Annotated in this window: 13 protein-coding genes, 1 tRNA gene and 1 pseudogene; 8 read left to right on the plus strand and 7 right to left on the minus strand. The window is 29.4% G+C overall.

What is annotated here, in order from left to right; genetic code table 11:
* Positions 1–20: 20 nt before the first annotated feature.
* The 3 genes from trxB (at position 21) to cydC (ending at position 4,602) form a co-directional block, all read left to right on the plus strand.
* The gene (gene trxB, locus CF66_RS02575) at positions 21–995 is read left to right on the plus strand and encodes a thioredoxin-disulfide reductase (RefSeq protein ID WP_016503377.1); all 975 of its coding nucleotides are present in this window, start codon (positions 21–23) and stop codon (positions 993–995) included.
* A 120-nt stretch (positions 996–1,115) separates the two neighbouring features.
* Positions 1,116–2,906, plus strand: coding sequence for a heme ABC transporter permease/ATP-binding protein CydD (gene cydD, locus CF66_RS02580; protein ID WP_034411440.1), 1,791 nt, complete (start codon positions 1,116–1,118; stop codon positions 2,904–2,906).
* On the plus strand, positions 2,899–4,602 hold the full coding sequence (cydC, locus tag CF66_RS02585; RefSeq protein WP_034411441.1) for a heme ABC transporter ATP-binding protein/permease CydC: 1,704 nt from the start codon (positions 2,899–2,901) through the stop codon (positions 4,600–4,602). The genes cydD and cydC overlap by 8 nt, the downstream gene beginning before the upstream one ends.
* A 10-nt stretch (positions 4,603–4,612) precedes the next feature.
* On the opposite strand, the pseudogene rluB reads toward cydC, so the two are convergent.
* A pseudogene (rluB, locus tag CF66_RS02590) lies at positions 4,613–5,356 on the minus strand (23S rRNA pseudouridine(2605) synthase RluB); the annotation flags it as partial.
* A gap of 258 nt (positions 5,357–5,614) precedes the next feature.
* Between rluB and CF66_RS02595 the strand changes: the two are divergent.
* Entirely contained in the window at positions 5,615–6,145 is a 531-nt protein-coding gene (locus tag CF66_RS02595) for a septation protein A (protein ID WP_034411442.1), read from the plus strand.
* Positions 6,146–6,343: 198 nt separating this feature from the next.
* Positions 6,344–6,697: a type II secretion system pilot lipoprotein GspS-beta gene (gene gspS2, locus CF66_RS02600; protein ID WP_081846845.1), complete on the plus strand. Its 354-nt coding sequence runs from the start codon at positions 6,344–6,346 to the stop codon at positions 6,695–6,697.
* A gap of 61 nt (positions 6,698–6,758) precedes the next feature.
* Here gspS2 and serC read toward each other — a convergent pair whose 3' ends face one another.
* On the minus strand, positions 6,759–7,856 hold the full coding sequence (gene serC, locus CF66_RS02605; protein WP_016503371.1) for a 3-phosphoserine/phosphohydroxythreonine transaminase: 1,098 nt from the start codon (positions 7,854–7,856) through the stop codon (positions 6,759–6,761).
* 196 nt (positions 7,857–8,052) lie between these two features.
* Between serC and CF66_RS02610 the strand changes: the two genes are divergently transcribed.
* The 3 genes from CF66_RS02610 (at position 8,053) to CF66_RS02620 (ending at position 11,354) form a co-directional block, all read left to right on the plus strand.
* Entirely contained in the window at positions 8,053–8,613 is a 561-nt protein-coding gene (locus CF66_RS02610) for a hypothetical protein (RefSeq protein ID WP_034411443.1), read from the plus strand.
* Between the two features lie 48 nt (positions 8,614–8,661).
* Positions 8,662–8,755, plus strand: a tRNA-Ser gene (locus CF66_RS02615).
* 133 nt (positions 8,756–8,888) lie between these two features.
* Entirely contained in the window at positions 8,889–11,354 is a 2,466-nt protein-coding gene (locus tag CF66_RS02620; RefSeq protein ID WP_034411444.1) for a bifunctional diguanylate cyclase/phosphodiesterase, read from the plus strand.
* A 5-nt stretch (positions 11,355–11,359) separates the two neighbouring features.
* Here CF66_RS02620 and nadA read toward each other — a convergent pair whose 3' ends face one another.
* The 5 genes from nadA to tolA all read right to left on the minus strand — a co-directional run.
* The gene (gene nadA / locus CF66_RS02625; RefSeq protein ID WP_016503368.1) at positions 11,360–12,400 is read right to left on the minus strand and encodes a quinolinate synthase NadA; all 1,041 of its coding nucleotides are present in this window, start codon (positions 12,398–12,400) and stop codon (positions 11,360–11,362) included.
* Between the two features lie 47 nt (positions 12,401–12,447).
* Positions 12,448–13,227 (minus strand): tol-pal system protein YbgF, encoded by a 780-nt coding sequence (gene ybgF / locus CF66_RS02630; protein ID WP_034411445.1) that lies wholly within the window; start codon positions 13,225–13,227, stop codon positions 12,448–12,450.
* A 22-nt stretch (positions 13,228–13,249) separates the two neighbouring features.
* Positions 13,250–13,810 carry a peptidoglycan-associated lipoprotein Pal gene (pal, locus tag CF66_RS02635; RefSeq protein ID WP_034411446.1) on the minus strand — a complete coding sequence of 187 codons (561 nt, stop codon included), beginning with the start codon at positions 13,808–13,810 and terminating at the stop codon, positions 13,250–13,252.
* Positions 13,811–13,825: 15 nt separating this feature from the next.
* Positions 13,826–15,199 (minus strand): Tol-Pal system beta propeller repeat protein TolB, encoded by a 1,374-nt coding sequence (gene tolB, locus CF66_RS02640; RefSeq protein WP_052541664.1) that lies wholly within the window; start codon positions 15,197–15,199, stop codon positions 13,826–13,828.
* On the minus strand, positions 15,196–15,729 hold a 534-nt coding region (gene tolA / locus CF66_RS02645; protein WP_034411447.1), incomplete at its 5' end, for a cell envelope integrity protein TolA. The genes tolA and tolB, both read right to left, overlap by 4 nt.

Genomic DNA, 15,729 nt, shown 5'->3' on the forward strand with positions numbered 1-15,729 from the left:
CTGACCCAATCGGAATCAAAATGAATAGAACTAAACATTGTAATCTTTTAATTCTTGGGTCGGGCCCAGCTGGATATACTGCTGCTATTTATTCTGCTCGGGCAAATCTCAAGCCTGTTCTGATTACAGGAATTCAGGAAGGAGGACAACTAACAACTACTATGGAAGTTGAAAATTGGCCTGGTTATGCTAGTGGTTTAACTGGTCCAACCTTAATGAATAGAATGAAGGAACATGTAGAATATTTGGAAACTGAAATTATATCGGATCATATTCAAAAAGTTGATTTAAAAAAATCTCCATTTTATTTACGAGGTAATGATACTCAATACACATGTAATTCTTTAATTATAGCAACAGGAGCTTCAGCCAAATATTTAGGTTTGAAATCAGAAGAGATATTTAAAGGGCGTGGTGTATCAGCATGTGCAACTTGTGATGGGTTCTTCTATCGAAATCAAAAAGTAGCAGTTATTGGAGGTGGAAACACTGCTTTAGAAGAAGCAATATATCTCTCTAAAATTGCTTCAAAAGTGTATTTAGTTCATCGTCGTAATTCTTTTCGTGCAGAAAAAATTCTTATTGATCGATTGATAAAAAAAATTGAGAACGGTAATATTGTGCTTCATATGAACCATATAGTTGATGAGATTCTTGGTAAGAATAATGAAGTAGTGACAGGAATACGCCTAAGAAATATAAACTCTGGTATATCTAAGGAAATCAATCTAGAAGGAATTTTTATAGCCATTGGCCATCAACCAAATACTGCGATCTTTAAAAAACAATTAGCAATGAAAGATGATTATATCTTAGTAAAATCTGGGTTAAACGGTAATAGTACACAAACGAGCATTGAAGGCGTTTTTGCTGCTGGGGATGTAATAGATTTACATTACCGTCAAGCTATTACTTCTGCAGGTACAGGTTGCATGGCTGCTCTTGATGTTGAGCGCTATCTAGAGAATATATCAAATAAATCTAAAGTTATATAATAACTCCCTAACTAGATCGGTTGATCTGTCTATGATAGTTCCCAGAATTGCAATTATTTTTTCTGGGTGGTTTTTATTTGCCCTATCTGAAATGAATTTAATAATAGTTGTTGTTAAGTGATGGATAAAAAAAAACAATATGAATTGTATAAATGGCTAAAAATTCAAAGTAACCTGGCAAAAGGATGGTTAAGACTCTCTGTTGGTCTTGGGATATTATCAAGCTTAGTTTTATTAGTGCAAATAGCTGTTATTTCTTATATTTTAAAGACATTGCTTATTGAACAAATTGATAAATCAACTATTATTCCTTATTTATTCGGACTATTTATCATAATTCTAATACGTGCGATATGTACTTGGGGAAGAGAAGTTGCAGGGTTTCGTTGTGGTGAAAAAATACGAATACATATAAGAAAACTCATTTTAAATAAGTTTCAGGAGCTTGGGCCTGCTTACATTAAAAATAAACCTGTAGGTGCTTGGGCAACTTTACTATTAGAACAAGTAGAAAATATGCAGGATTTTTTTTCCCGTTACTTACCGCAAATATCCCTTTCAATTGCCATCCCTTTTATTATCCTAATTACCGTATTTCCAATCAGTTGGTTTATTGGTTTAGTGTTTTTATTAACAGCACTACTTATACCTATTTTAATGATTTTAGTTGGCCTAAAAGCAGCGAATGCTAATCAAAAAAATTTCAAAGCATTACAACGTTTATCTGGCCATTTTTATGACCGATTACAAGCAATGACTACTATTCGCTTATTCGATCGAACAAAAGAAGAAGAAAAATTACTAAAAAAAGTATCTGAAAATTTTAGAACTCGAACAATGAGTATATTGAAACTTGCTTTTCTATCCTCTGCTATTCTAGAATTTTTCGCTGCTATTTGTATTGCTATTACGGCTATTTACTTTAGTTCTAGCTTTATGGATAAAATCAATTTTGGATACTATAGTTCAAGTTCAGGAATCACTCTATTTTCTGCTTTATTTGTCTTAATTCTAGCTCCTGAATTTTATCAACCATTACGTGATCTTGGCACATTTTACCACGCTAGACAACAAGCTATTGGTGCTGCTGAAAGTATTGTTGAATTTCTAGAACAAATAAGTACAACTAATTCTCAAATAGGAAATATTAAACTAGAAAAATTAAGTACCATTTACATTCAGGCCTTCAACTTAAAAGTATATAGCCATAAAGGGGGAAAACTACTCATTGGACCAGTTTCATTCGATATTAAAAATAATGAAACTACAGCTCTTGTTGGTCCTACTGGTTCAGGTAAAACTACTTTAATTAATGTTATTCTTGGATTTATACCATATCAGGGCAGTTTAAAAATAAATGGAATTGAATTAAAAGATATTAACCAAAGTAGTTGGCATAAAAAAATAAGCTGGGTTGGACAAAATCCATTATTACTGCATGGTACAATTAGAGACAATATAACATTGGGCCAAAATAATCCTAGTAATATAGCATTAAAACAAGCTATAAGAGATTCTTTATTAAGTAAATTTGTTCACCAACGTGGTTTAAACTATCAAGTTTCGGAGAACTTTGGTCGACTTTCGGTTGGTCAAACACAGCGTATAGCACTTGCTCGTGCTTTGTTTAAAAATGGATGTTTTTGGTTGCTTGATGAACCTACTGCTAGCCTTGATGCTAATACTGAGAAATTAGTTATGCAGAAAATAAAGGAAAAAATTAGAAAAAAAACATCTTTGATAGTTACTCATCAACTACACATACTAAAAAATATTGAACAAATATTAGTCATACAAAATGGGAAACTTATTAAAAAAAGCAATTTTACAACTTTATCTAAAATCCCAGAATTATTTGAAGAAACACTACAGTCCAATCCTACTCCTGATAGGAAAAACACAAATGCGTGATTTATTGCCTTACTTAAAGTTATATAAGAAACATTGGCTTTGGCTATCAATGGGTATACTACTCGCATTGATAACAGTTTCTGCATCAATTAGTTTACTAACATTATCTGGTTGGGTTTTAACAATATCAGCAATTTCTGGATTGGGCATGAGTATCGCTTATGAAACTTTTAATTATATAGTACCTATGGCTATAATTCGTTTGTTATCTGTCTTGAGAACTATTGGACGATGGACAGAAAAAACGATTACTCATGATGTAACTTTCAAATTATTAACAGAATTACGAGTTTTCTTTTTTAGAAAAATCTCACCACTTATACCAGGAAATATATACAATCTACGCAATGCTGATCTACTTAACCGATTAATAGCTGATATTAGTGCAATAGACCATATCTATATACGTTTAATCAATCCAATTATCGTTGGTATCTTTGGTATTACCATATTGAGCATGTTTTTATTTCTTTTTAACAAAACAATTGGATTGATCCTTGGTGCTATATTATTATTACTTTTGTTAATATGGCCGATTATTTTCTATAACCTTGGTAAAAAAAACGGAAATGAATTAGCACAATGTAGAACAAAATTAAGAATAATCACTTTGGATTGGTTACAAGCTTATTCTGAACTCACACTCTTTGGAGCAGAAAAGAAATATCGCAATACAATTCTTTATACGCAAAAAAATCTTTCTTTAAAACAATTCAATAATGCTAATTTTTCTGGTATAGCACATGGAGCATTGATATTAACTAGCGGATTGACTTTACTACTAATAGTATGGGTTTTAATCAATCAAGAACAAATTTTATTTTTAGATCCAGTTTATTCTATAATAATATTTTCTTCGATAGCAAGTTTTGAACTTTTAATACCAATCTCTGGAGCATTTCACTTTTTAGGTCAAACCATTACATCTGCTAGACGAGTCAATGAAATAATTTCAGATGAACCAAAAATTAAATTTATGAATCACATGACTAAACATAGTGGTCACTATTCTATTCAATTTAAAAATGTGTATTTCCAATATCCAAACAGTAATCATCAAGTTCTAAAAAATATTAATTTAAATATCGAGGACCAACAAAAAATTGCTATTATTGGTAAAACTGGTTCAGGGAAATCAACTTTATTGCAATTGCTTTTCCATTACTGGATTCCTCAAAAAGGTATAATATCTATTGCAAATCAACCATTAGCATTATGGAATGAAAGTCAACTAAGAAAAACGATTAGTGTTGTTAGTCAACGTGTACATATACTAAACGCTACACTAAGAGATAACTTAAGGATAGCTTCTCCAAATATAGAGGATCATAAATTACTACAAATACTGAATGATTTTTTTCTTGAACATTTATTAGAAGATAAAGGATTAGATACTTGGCTGGGCAATGGTGGATATGATCTATCAGGTGGTGAGAAACGGCGTATTGATATTATAAGATCAATACTACACGATGCTCCTATCCTAATCTTAGATGAACCAACTGAAGGATTAGACAAGAAAACAGAAAAAAAAGTTATGAAAAAATTAGAATACCACTTTAAGCTAAAAACTGTAATTATCATTACTCATCGGTTAATTAAACTAGATAAAATGGACTCTGTTTTTTTAATTGAGGAAGGTAAAATCACTAAATATCATTCTCGATCATCTCTATTAAAAAATAAATATTCTTAAATATAGATTAAAGTTTAACAAGTGAACGTAGTTCATTAACTTTCTTTGATTCAACTTCCTGCCAATTTCCAGGTAATAGCTTTTTATCTAAATAAATAGGTCCGTATCGAACACGTTTAAGACGATTTACCATCACACCTTGAGAGTTCCATAATCGACGCACTATTCTATTTCTGCCTTCATTTATTACCACATAGAATGTTTTATTTATTCCTCGTCCACCGGAGTACTTCACATCTTCAAAACGTGCTATACCATCTTCAAGTTCTACACCAGAAGTTAATTTTTTTACTTTTTTTTCATTTAATTTTCCAAATACACGTACTAAATACTCTCGATCAATATGATAAAATGGATGCATTAACCGATTTGCTAATTCACCATCATTGGTAAAAAGTAGTAATCCAGATGTATTAACATCTAACCGACCGATAGATATCCAACGAGAATTTAATATTTTAGGTAAATGCTCAAACACAGTTAAATAATCTTTAGAGATACGCTGAGTACAAAGCTCACCTTCTAATTTATGATAAGCAATAACTCGATAAGAGATTTTATTCAAACATTTTAATGGAACAATAAAATCATCAATAATAATTTTAAGTTTGCTAATATCTTTCAAAGAGATACGTTGCCCTAGTTTTGCTATTGAACCGTTAACACTTATCCGACCATTTTTAATCAAAAATTCTAATTGTCGACGAGAACCATAGCCTGATCTGGCTAAGATTTTTTGTAATTTTTCACTCATTCCTATTCTATTAATGCATTTATATATACTATTACGAAATAATAAAAAAAATTGCTAAAAAAAAAAAATAAGTAGTAAAATTTAGAGTATATATAGAAATAAAGGTACAGTTATCTAACTATTAATATTTCTTTCTTATATTGCTAATTTTAGTTAAACTACTTAAATTATTATCCTTTATCTTAATCAGTTATTAACGTTTAATTCAATGACTGATTTATTAATAATACAACTGTTTTTAGGTTAAACAACAAAAAAATGAACCAAATTATTAAGTTTATTCCTTTAGCAACTTTTTTTTTGCTATACCAAATTTATGATATTTACATAGCAACAGCCGCTCTTGTGCTCTCTTCTACTATTCAACTAATTTTAACCTATATATTAGGCAATTTAGAAAAAATCGAGATAATAACTGTTATTCTGATAATAATATTTGGCAGCATGACATTTTTTTTGCGAGATGCTAATTTTATCAAATGGAAAGTTACAGCTATATATCTAATACTTTCTATTTATCTTACCGTAACACATATACTGGGTCAGTCTGTAATAAAAAGCATGTTAGAAAAAGAATTTACACTACCAGATTATGCTTGGAATAAACTAAATTGGGGATGGGTATCTTTTTTCTTATCCTCTGCTATTCTCAACATCTATATTGCATATAATTATTCTCTTAATATTTGGGTAAATTTTAAAGTATTTGGTCTTTTAGCTGGAACATTAATCTGTATGTTACTTACAAGCATCTATATTTATAAAAATTTAGAAAGTGGAAAAGGATAACTATTATTATAATTTATTCAATCTTTTAATTAACATTATTTAACATTTTTTAGAAATATAATATATTGATAAAATGTTACGAGTGTTAATTTATAGTTAAAAATTAAAAGAAACTGATAGAATGAAACTATATAATTCCTACAAGAAACAAAATAGATACATGTTACCCCTTTTCATCGCTCTAACTATATTATTTGGATGTGCATCAAATTTAAATACTACCATAAAAAAAAAGGAAACATTAAGTTTTTGACTGATAGACAAGCTATTTTGCTAAATTCTGTATTACCTTTGAAATATGGACCGTTATCGATTAGTTACGCTAAATCAGAAAAAACAACTATTGAAATAATGATGATTTATAATAGCAAGTTGCTAAATTCTAATCAATTTATTGATCAACTTATGCCAATAATTATTAAAAACTACTGTAATAGTGAACAAATCAGAAGTAATCTTAATATTGGTATTCGATATAGAATCATTATAAACAATGATGATGGACAACTAATAAAAGAACAATATATTAATAAAACTATATGCAATGAATAGAACATACAATTTACCATATGTAATAAAAATAAAGGATTATTAGAACCATCAATAGACTATATTAATAATTTTCTTGTTCAAACTTTTCCATAAAAGCTATAAGTGCTTGAACACCTTCAATTGGCATAGCATTATAAATAGAAGCACGCATACCACCCACTGAGCGGTGTCCTTTAAGTTCCAATAACCCAGCAAGTTTAGCCTGTTGTAAAAACCTAATATTGAGTTCTGGCCTTACCAATTGAAAAGGCACATTCATTAACGAACGGTTACTAACATGTATAGTATTTTTATATAGCATAGATTTATCAATACAATCATAAAGAATAGCAGCTTTTTTACGATTATATTTCTCAATTACTTTAAGACCTCCCAGTTTTTTTAGCCATTTAAATACTAAACCAGATAAATACCAAGAAAATGTTGGTGGAGTATTAAATATTGATTTATTTTCAGCTAAAATTCTATAATTTAACGTGCTAGGAAGAAGGGAACTTGCAGAATCTAATAAATCATCACGCACAATTGAAATACAAATACCTGAAGGACCAATATTCTTCTGAGCTCCAGCATAAATAATACCATATTTAGAAATATCAATTCCTCTAGATAAAATAGTTGAAGACATGTCAGCAATAATAGGCTTATCAGTTAAAGGAAGGTCATTAATTTCAATACCATCTACAGTTTCATTAGGGCAGAAATGAACATAGGCAGATTCCTGATCAATATTCCATTCATCTGCAAAAATAATTGCAATTTTATTGTCTTTCTTTATCCTTGCTTTAAAGCAATCGATTTCACAATACTTTTTAGCTTCTTCTAAAGCACTTCTTGACCAATAACCAGTATCAATATAAGTTGCTTTCTTTTTCCTTTTACCTAATAAATTTAAAGGAACCGCTGAAAATTGGGTACGAGCTCCACCTTGAGAAAATAATACTTTGTAAGTATCAGGAATATTTAACAAGTCTCGAAGTAATTGCTCTGCTTCCTCTGCTACTTGAAGAAATAAATTATTACGATGATTAATTTCCATAATTGATATACCAAGATTATTCCAATTCATAAACTCAGCTTGAGCTTGTTTCATTGTTTCTTTAGGCAAAGAAGATGGACCTGAGCTGAAGTTAAATATCTTATCTGAGGTTATTTTCATTACTTTTAATTCCAAATGGAATTGGCATTCCATAAATTTTAACTTTTTGAACTACACTAATCATATTACTAATTCATTTTTATTATGAAGAAAAATGAATTATAACTGCGATTTTTTTTCTCATTAATATAAATCTAATAAATAAAATAGTATAATTTATATAAAACAATCAGGGAATATAGGTTTACTCTTGATTATGAATAAAATAATTATTTTTATCACTCTTTTACTATTTAGTGTATCTAAAATTTTTTCACAAGAAAAATTAAATAACAGTAATACTTTGTCTACAAGTAATTTTAATTATGATTATATTGAATCTAGATTAGGTATGATTCCAATCACTTTTGGTTTAGGAATATCTAAATCTATTCATCCTAATGCTTATGCTATTGCTAGGATTGATACTAAGCTTAAAAAGAATCATGATCTTGCTATGGGAGCAGGCTTCCATACTCCATTAAATAATTGGTTAGATTTTTTCGGGGAAATGTTATTCCATATTCGAGATAGAAGCGATTTCCCTTCAACAAGAACAGGCATGGAGGCAAATATATCTGCTAGGCAATGGTTTAGCCCTCAATTAGAAATTGGAGCTAAACTCGGCTATATTTCCATTATTGATGATCAAAATGGTGCATTAGCTTCAATTTATGCTAGATTTCATTCTACAGAACTATTTTCCTTAGGAATCGAAGCTATTATTAATGATATGTATAGTAAACAAATTATGATGACAAGTAGATTTAAATTTTAAATATATCATCCAACAATTCCTTAATAGAATTTTTCTACCATAAATAATGGTGAGTTGTCCGAGTGGTTTAAGGAGCACGCTTGGAAAGCGTGTGTGTGGAGTTAAATCTGCACCGAGAGTTCAAATCTCTCACTCACCGCCAATATATAAAATCAAGTAAAATATTTTTTATCTATACTATTTTGTAACGAACTTGAAAAAAAAAAAATTGACCTGCTATACTATTATAAATAGCTGTAATTGAGAAGCACTTTTATAAATGAATTTTAAAGAGAATGGACGTATTCACTGATAAAAAACTTATTAAGTTGGTTCGTTATTCCCCTCTTTTCATAGTAAGTGTTTTTATCTCTGTTTTAGTCACTATATTAGTACATAACAATCAAAAAAATACTCATGACTTAGTTACTGAGTTAAGAAGTGATTATATATTAAGCCGAAAACTAGCAATTAAACAAAAAGTAGATGCGATCGTTGACAAAATTGAATATGAACAAAAACAAACCGTACAAATATTGAAACAAAATATCCACTCTCGCGTTTTAGAAGCACACCAAATAGCTACTAATATATATATAAATAATAAGAACCAAACAAAGCATATCATCTCAAAAAATATTTATGATGCACTATCATCAATTCGTTTTAACGAAAAAAGAGGGTATTTTTTTATATTTACCATGGATGGAGTCAGTGTACTACATCCATTAATACCAAGAATGGAAGGGAAATCACAAATAGAATTAAAAGATATTCATGGTACTCCAATTCTAAAAGAACATATTGAACTAATAAAAAAATCAAAAAATAACCAAGCATTTTATCGTTGGTGGTTTAAAAAACCAGGTCATGATAATAAAGAATTTGAAAAAATTGGTTTTGGTAAATATTTTGAACCATATAATTGGTTCATTGGTACTGGAGAATATGTTTCTGATGTTGAGAATTCTATCAAAAACAATCTTCTTAATTGGCTATCTAATTACTCTTTTGAAGACGATAGTTTCATCATGGTACTAAATAATAATGCTAATATTTTATCTTATTTTAAACAAAATCTAATTGGAAAAAAATGGCGATATGCAGATTTGTCACAATATCAACAAATTCCAGAAAATCAAGGTGAATTTTTTGAAATTCAGAAAATGAAATCAGATAAATCTGAAATTTATTATATTCATAATTTCTCTCAATGGGGATGGTTTTTAGTAAATTCTTTTCCTTTATCAAAAATTGATTCTTATTTAATTGATAAAGAAACAAATTTAATAGCTGAAGGTAAAGGAACCTTATATAAAATTTTAATTGCTTGCACTATATTTGCTTTAGTTCTTTCTTTAATTTCTCTTTGGATTGGCAATTACATCAACCGACGTTTCTATGATTTTCAACATAAAATACAAGATAGCTTTGCTAGATTAAAACAAAGCCAGCATCAACTAGAATATTTAGCTCATCATGATTCTCTAACAGGATTAGCCAATCGTGTAAAATTAAGCTATGAAATTGAACGAGCTATTGCACTATGTGACTCAACAAAAACCATGTTATCAGTAATGTTTGTTGATATTGACAATTTTAAAAAAATCAATGATCAGTATGGACATAAAGTTGGTGATGAATTTATAAAACTTATTAGCAGAAAAATTAAAGCTATTACTGGAAAAAACGATATAGTTGCAAGATTTGGTGGTGATGAATTTATTGTTTGTTTTTCATTAGTAAAAAATGAGCATGAAATAAAAAGTAAATCAGATAAACTATTATCTTTATTTAATGAATCAATTATATTAAATGGAGTACAAATGAAAGTATCAAGTAGCATAGGAATAGCTACGTATCCTAAAGATGGCTCTAATGAACAAGAGTTAATTAGCAAATCAGATATTGTGCTATATAGAACTAAAGAGAAATGTAAAGGGACTGCATTATTCTATAATGATGATATTAATCAACAAGTACAATATCAATTTTTATTAGAAGATGAATTAACTTCAGCACTTCAAAATAACGAAATAAATGTTGTATACCAACCTCAAATTGATAGTGCAACTGGTCAATTAAAAGCAGTTGAAGCATTATGTCGTTGGAATAATAATAAACTTGGTTTGATACCAGCAGAGCAATTTATTCCTATAGCTGAAACTAAAGGTCTTATCTCTTCTATTGGAGATTATGTATTCGCTCAATCTTGTTTAGATATTCATCGATTTTATTTAAATTATAATCAATCCATTGGTTTATCTATAAATGTATCACCAATTCAGCTTTTAGAACCAAATTTTCCTTTGAAGTTAAAAAATCTAGCAGAACAGTTTGGCATATCCAAAAAAAATATTACAATTGAAATCACTGAAAATGTCCTTATTAAGGATATAACTCAAGCAAAGCCAATTTTAGATGAACTAAAAAATTACGGATTTGGACTTTCTTTAGATGATTTTGGAACAGGATATTGCTCTTTAAGTTATTTAAGTCAGCTACCCATTACTGAAATTAAGATAGATAGAACTTTTATCAAGGCAATACACCAAGATAAACAGATAGAAAGCGTAATCAAATCTATTTTAGCTGTAGCAAATGTCTCAAATTTAATTGTCGTAGCAGAAGGGGTGGAAACATATGAACAAAGTTTATGGCTTAAAGAAAATGAATGTCATCTATTGCAAGGTTATTATTATGAAATACCACTAACTTTTCAAGAATTTTCTCAAAAATACAAAAAAAAATACATAAAGTAATTTGCTTATATATCTAACTTTTCTACAAAACGCAACATACGATTCAATGGAATTAAGGATTTAATTCTCAATTCTTCATTAATAAAAATTTCGTGACGTTGTTCATGACAAAGTGCATGTTTAATTTCTTTTAGTCCATTCATTGCCATCCAAGGACAACGCGCACAAGTACGACATGTTGCTCCTGAATTCATATCTAAAGCTGAAATAAGCTCTTTTTCTGGGACTAATTGCTGCATTTTAAAAAAAATGCCTTTATCTGTTGCAACAATAATTTGATTCTGTGGTAGTTTTTTAGCTATCTTAATTAATTGACTTGTTGAACCAACAGCATCTGCTAATTTAACGACACTAGAAGGAGCTTCAGGATGAACTAAAATAGCAGCATGAGGATATAGAAACTTTATTTTTTTTAAAACATCTGCAGAAAATTCATCATGTACAATGCATTCTCCTTGCCAAAGTTTCATTTCTATACCTGTCTTATTTATAATGTAGGAACCTAAATGACGATCAGGCCCCCAAATGATTTTTTCATCTTTAGATGATAAATACTCAACAACCTCTAAAGCAACACTAGATGTCACAACCCAATCAGCGCGAGCTTTGACTCCAACTGAAGTATTAGCATACACTACAACTGTATGATCTGGATAGGAATCACAAAACTTAGTAAATTTCTCTGCAGGACAACTTAGATCTAAAGAACACTCAGCATCAAGAGCAGGCATTAAAATTCGCTTTTCTGGATTTAATATTTTAGCAGATTCCCCCATAAAACGAACGCCAGTTATCACCAATGTACTTGCTGAATGAAGATTACCAAACTTTGCCATTTCAAGAGAATCTCCAACAAAACCTCCAGTTTCTTCTGCTAAAGCTTGAATTTCAGCATCAACGTAATAATGTGATATTAAAACAGCATCTTTTTCTTTTAATAACCTTTTAATATCAGCAAGATAACGACGCTTTTCTGGATTGGTTAAAGTACTTGTTTTTTTAGGAAATGAATAAAATTTCCTCAGAGTACTTTCTATATAGTTCATCATTTTCACTCTACAAAACTACAAAATATAATGTCATTATTACAAACTTATTCTATATTCTTTTTGATAAGATAAGCTGAAGAACTATCTGGATATTCATTTTGTACCTGGTAGTAATAATTTTTTGCTATCGCTATTTGATTATTTCGTTTAGAAATATCACCTAACTTGACTAATGCATCTGCGCGTTTATGAGAATCCTTATGTTCTATTACAATAGAAAAATTTTCTATAGCTTTCTCATCTTCCCTCATAGCAAAATAAATTTGACCCAACCAATAGTGCACATTCACTAACAAACCTGAATCTGGATGTTTTTTTTGAAACTGTTCAAATGCAGCAATCGCAGCAGAATAATTTTTCCTTTTTAAGATTAAATCTAATGCATATTGATAATCTATTTTTTCTTGTTTTTCATAAATGCTAGAAGAGTATCTATCAAAAGAACTAGATATATTATTTTTAAATTTGATATCTTCCTCAGTTTTTTTTACTTTAGTATGAATTTCACTTAGATAAATAAATAAATCCTTATTGCGTTCAAGAATTTTATTTATTTCATAATTATTTTTTTCTAATTGACCACGAAGTTCACTAATTTCTAATGACATAGAATTAATTTTCTGCTGCATTTTCAAATGCATCTTATGGCGGTTAGAAAATATTTTTTCTAAATGTTGAATTTTATATTCTACTGAACTGTCATTATCTGAATAACTATGATAATTATTCAAATCTAATACCGGAATTTGCTCAGAAAAAGACAAAGGCATTGTACAAAAAAGTAAGACAAAAACAATGAGTAAACTTTTTAAAGTACTAAACATTAAAATACTTTTCCATTATCCATTAGTAAACTAAAACAGCACGCCTATTTTTAGCATACGCCTCTTCTGTATGACCTAATAGAACAGGTTTTTCTTCACCATAGCTAATAATAGATACTTGATTTTCCTGAACTCCTAATACTTGTAAATAATCTGCTACAGACTGCGCACGACGCTCACCTAAAGCAATATTATACTCTGGAGTACCACGTTCATCAGCATGACCTTCTATAAGGATTTTTATATTCATATTTTGTCTTAGATAAATTGCATGATTTTCTAAGATTTTTTGATAATCTTCTGATATAAAAGCATCATCAAATGCAAAATGAATCATTTTATTCTCATGAATAAATTTCTCTTTAAGTGTTTTTTCTTGAAAAAGATCGTATTCATTTTCATCCATTGTTGAAATAATTTTATCTGAAGAATTATCTAACTCTGAAATTACTTTATGCTGTTCATGACTTTTCAGTGTACTAGTACTAGAATTATCATCACTATGCATTGATGAACTGCACGCTGTCAAAATCAACATAGGAAAAAAGAATAGTACCCATTTAAGAACTTTATTAAATTGCATATTATATTTCCTTAATTAATTGTTATGTGAAAAAGGAGACCAAGCAGGTGACTTAACACGTTGCTTTCTTTTTGGTAGTCTAGCTGTAAAACGTCCATCCATTGATACTATAGAAAGTGCATTACTTTCATTATAGATAGAACTATAAATAATCATATTACCATTAGGAGAAATACTCGGTGACTCATCAAGAAAAGTGTTTGTAAGAATTTGCACGACCCCACTCTCTAAATCTTGCTTAGCTAAATTAAAACCAGAATTACCAATTTGAGAGACCATCACTAGAAATTTACCATCAGAAGTAATTTGGCCACTTAAATTTTTAATTCCCCGCCAAGTTAAACGATTGATTTTATCATTTGTTAAATTTACTTGATAAATTTGAGGTTTACCACCCCGATCAGAAGTAAATATTAATGAATTTCCATTAGGATGCCAAAAAGGTTCCGTATTATTTGAACTACCTCTTGTAATCTGAGTTAATTCATTAAGTTTTAGATCTAATGTGTAAATTTGTAACCTACCTGTTTTCGATAAAACTAACGCTAATTTAGTACCATCTGGAGAAAATTTTGGGGCACCATTATGACGAGGGTATGCAGTCACTTGGTAATGTTCACCAGTATAAATATCTATGATAAAAATTCCAGATTTTCCATTTTGGAAACTAACATATGCTATTTTTTTTGCATTTGGAGACCAAGCAGGTGACATTAAAGGTTGCTTAGAACTTAACAATAATCTTTCATTATGACCATCATAATCAGCTATTCGTAATTGATAAGGGTAAAGTCCTTCATTTTCTACAACTATGTAAGCAATCTTAGTAACAAATGCACCTTTTTCTCCTGTTAACGATTCATATATAAGATCAGAAATTCGGTGTGCGTACTTTCTTAATTGATTTGCAGGAACAATAGCACGTGTGCTTAATAATAGATGATTTTTATTAAATATAGACCTTATATCAAAACCTAAAATATCTTTTTTTTCCTTATTAAATTTAGCACGAGCAATATCAACTAATTGATATTTAATTATATAATTTCCATCTTGATTTTCTAATATAGAACCCAAAAATACCACTTCAACACCTAAGTTAACCCATATATCAAAATCCATATCTGATTCAAAATCTGGAATTTTTAATATTTTGGGAATTGGAATAGGATTAAATTTACCACTATTCTGTAAATCTGCAGTGATTATAGAAGAAACATCTTGTGGCAATTTGCTAGAACCTGTCCAATTTAAAGGTAATATTGCTACTGGACGAGCTTTATTAATACCATCAGTAATAATAAGTTCTAAAGCACTATTAGTTGACTCAATAGGAATAAGCAGAAGTAAAAAAAAACATCCTAGTATCTTTAACAAAAATAATTTCATGGTACCACTGTTAAATTAATATCCTTTAGTTTTTCAATAACATCATATTCAGCATCTGGTAAAGGGAAAATACCCACCTTAAGTACTGCACGTTTTGCCGCATCACATAATTTATCATCACCACTAATAACACGAGCATCACCAAGTATACCTAAAGAATTGGCAGGTATTAAATTCAAATTAATTTGACAATACTTACCATTAAAACTGTCTTCTTTTATAAAATTTTTTTGAATCAAATGCTTATAAATTAAACTATAACGATGGATTTCATCAGCAATATACTGATCACGACTTAATTCATAATTATCAAACTCTTCTTCGAGTTTTATAAAAATATCATCCAATGCTTCTTGTTGTTCAGCTAGCCTTTTTACTTCTTGTTGTTCAGCTAGTCTTTTTGCTTCTTGTTGTTCAGCTAGCCTTTTTGCTTTTTGTTGTTCAGCTAGTCTTTTTGCTTTTTGTTGTTCAGCTAGCCTTTTTACTTCTTGTTGTTCAGCTAGTCTTTTTGCTTCTTGTTGTTCAGCTAG

The sequence above is a fragment of the Candidatus Photodesmus anomalopis genome (assembly GCF_000731785.2).
GTDB lineage: Bacteria > Pseudomonadota > Gammaproteobacteria > Enterobacterales > Vibrionaceae > Vibrio > Vibrio anomalopis.

Coding starts and splice junctions, on each gene's coding strand:
- trxB (WP_016503377.1), top strand. CDS start 21: ATGAATAGAACTAAACATTGTAATCTTTTAATTCTTGGGTCGGGCCCA.
- cydD (WP_034411440.1), top strand. CDS start 1,116: ATGGATAAAAAAAAACAATATGAATTGTATAAATGGCTAAAAATTCAA.
- cydC (WP_034411441.1), top strand. CDS start 2,899: ATGCGTGATTTATTGCCTTACTTAAAGTTATATAAGAAACATTGGCTT.
- CF66_RS02595 (WP_034411442.1), top strand. CDS start 5,615: ATGAACCAAATTATTAAGTTTATTCCTTTAGCAACTTTTTTTTTGCTA.
- gspS2 (WP_081846845.1), top strand. CDS start 6,344: ATGTGCATCAAATTTAAATACTACCATAAAAAAAAAGGAAACATTAAG.
- serC (WP_016503371.1), bottom strand. CDS start 7,856: ATGAAAATAACCTCAGATAAGATATTTAACTTCAGCTCAGGTCCATCT.
- CF66_RS02610 (WP_034411443.1), top strand. CDS start 8,053: ATGAATAAAATAATTATTTTTATCACTCTTTTACTATTTAGTGTATCT.
- CF66_RS02620 (WP_034411444.1), top strand. CDS start 8,889: ATGGACGTATTCACTGATAAAAAACTTATTAAGTTGGTTCGTTATTCC.
- nadA (WP_016503368.1), bottom strand. CDS start 12,400: ATGAACTATATAGAAAGTACTCTGAGGAAATTTTATTCATTTCCTAAA.
- ybgF (WP_034411445.1), bottom strand. CDS start 13,227: ATGTTTAGTACTTTAAAAAGTTTACTCATTGTTTTTGTCTTACTTTTT.
- pal (WP_034411446.1), bottom strand. CDS start 13,810: ATGCAATTTAATAAAGTTCTTAAATGGGTACTATTCTTTTTTCCTATG.
- tolB (WP_052541664.1), bottom strand. CDS start 15,199: ATGAAATTATTTTTGTTAAAGATACTAGGATGTTTTTTTTTACTTCTG.